1 protein-coding gene is annotated in these 1,991 nt (G+C 70.4%); it reads left to right on the forward strand.

Features of this window, described 5'->3' with window-relative positions:
• Positions 1 to 310: 310 nt before the first annotated feature.
• Positions 311 to 1,990, forward strand: a complete 1,680-nt coding sequence (locus tag VGZ23_03120; protein ID HEV2356586.1) for an ABC transporter substrate-binding protein — start codon at positions 311 to 313, stop codon at positions 1,988 to 1,990.
• Position 1,991 lies beyond the last annotated feature (1 nt).

The raw sequence follows: 1,991 nt of genomic DNA on the forward strand, positions 1-1,991 counted from the left end.
GCCGCCCGGCGCCGCGTCACCCCTTCGAACAGCCAGGCTTCGACCGACGCGCCCGGGGCGGTCTCGCGCTCGAGTCGCGGCAGCAGCTCATCCAGCGTGCCGGGGACCCGATCATCAAGCAAAACGATCATGGCGAGGGCTTCGGTGCGCCGGCGCCCGGGGCCTTGACGGGCGCCGAGCCGGGGGCGGCACGGAAGATTGTTGCCGCTCAACTTTCCCGCGGCGCACGCCGCGGCGGGACCGGCATAGGGGCGCGTGGCACCGCGCTCGAAAGACATCACGGCACGTTCTGGGGTGGAAGGGGGAGAGCATGGATCATTCGGCGTCTGCCGGATCGTCTCGCGCACGAAAGATTAGCCGCCGGGCCGCGCTCCGGGCGATCGGCGGCGGGGCGGCGCTCGCGGGCGCCGGGCCGCTGCTGCCGGGCCTCGGCCCGGGTTCTGCGGTGCGTCCCGCGGAAGCCGCGTCCGCCGCGGGCGACCGCGGGGCGCTGGTCGTCGGCGGCATCGCGCAGTTTCGCACGCTCGATCCGGGACGGACCATCGAAGTGAGCGGGATGAGCGTCGAGAAGGCCTGCTACGACACGCTGGTCACGTTCTACGGCGAGGACCTCCGCACGCCGCGGCCGCTGCTCGCGACGTCGTGGCGGACGAGCGCCGACGGGCGGACGTTTACGTTCACGCTGCGGCCGGGCGTGCGCTTCGCCAGCGGCAACGCGCTCACGTCCGCGGACATCAAATGGAGCTTCGACCGCATCTTGAACCTCAAGGCGAACACGCTCTTCCTCTTCGACGGCGTCGAGAGCATCGACGCGCCCGCTCCTTCGACCGTGGTCATCCACACCAAGGCGGCGAAGGCGGACCTCATTCCGATCCTCTCGCACCCCGGCCTGTCCGTGCTCGACAGCCGCCTCTTGATGCAGAACGGCGGCGACGCCGGACCGGACGCGAAGAACCGCGATCACGCCGAGCCGTATCTCTTTTCCCACTCGGCCGGGAGCGGCCCGTTTACGCTTCAGAGCTACAGGCCGTCGCAGGAGCTGGTGCTGGTGCGCAACCCGAGTCATTGGGGGCCGGCCGCCCGGCTCGAGCGGATCGTGATCCGCCACGTGCCGGACCCGGTGACGCAGGCGCTGCAGGTCGTGCGGGGGGATCTCGACGTGGCCTCCACGATCGGGCCGGATCAGGAAGAGCCCCTCCGGCGCGTCTCGAGCGTCGTCATCCGCGCCACGCCCGCCGCGACCACGTTCTACGTGCTGATGAACAACAACCCCGAGGTGGGCGGTCCGTTCTCGAACCCGAAGGTGCAGCAGGCCGTCCGCTATGCGCTCGATTACGACGGGATCATGAAGATCGCGGGGCCGGGCGCCGCGCGGCTCGCGGGCGTCATTCCGACGCTCATGCCGGGCTCGCTGCCCTCCAGCGAGGCGCCGAAGACCGATCTCGCGCGCGCCCGCTCGCTGCTCAAAGAGTCCGGGCTGGCCGAGGTCAAAGGCAAGTTCCAATACTCCAGCGAGGCCGTCTCGTTTGGCATCCCCGTATCGCTGATCGCGCAGAAGATCCAGGCCGATCTTGCCAAGGTGGGGATCGCGCTGGCGCTCGACGGCCTGCCCAACGTGACGGCGCTCACGCTCTACCGCGGCGGCAAGGACCAGTTCGGCGTGTGGGGGTGGGCCGCGGATTACCCAGACGCGAGCGACTTTCTCGTCTACGCGCCGGGGCGCGTGGTCGGGAAGCGCGCCGGCTGGCCGGCCTCGGCCAGCCCCGCGGCGCAGCAACTCGCGGCGCTCGCCGACGCGGCGGAAGCGCAGCCGGACACCGCGAAGCGCCTCGTGATGCTGCGGCAGTTCGAGCATACCCTGGCGCAGATCGGGCCGTACGTGCCGCTTTTCCAGCCGGCGATCCCGTTCGCGTTCCGCAGCAACGTGCAGGGTGTCGTCTACAACAGCGTGTGGGCGCTCGATCTCGCGGCGATTCGGAAGACGGCATGAG

This window comes from bacterium (assembly GCA_035945995.1).
GTDB lineage: Bacteria > Sysuimicrobiota > Sysuimicrobiia > Sysuimicrobiales > Segetimicrobiaceae > DASSJF01.

Coding starts and splice junctions, on each gene's coding strand:
- VGZ23_03120 (HEV2356586.1), top strand. CDS start 311: ATGGATCATTCGGCGTCTGCCGGATCGTCTCGCGCACGAAAGATTAGC.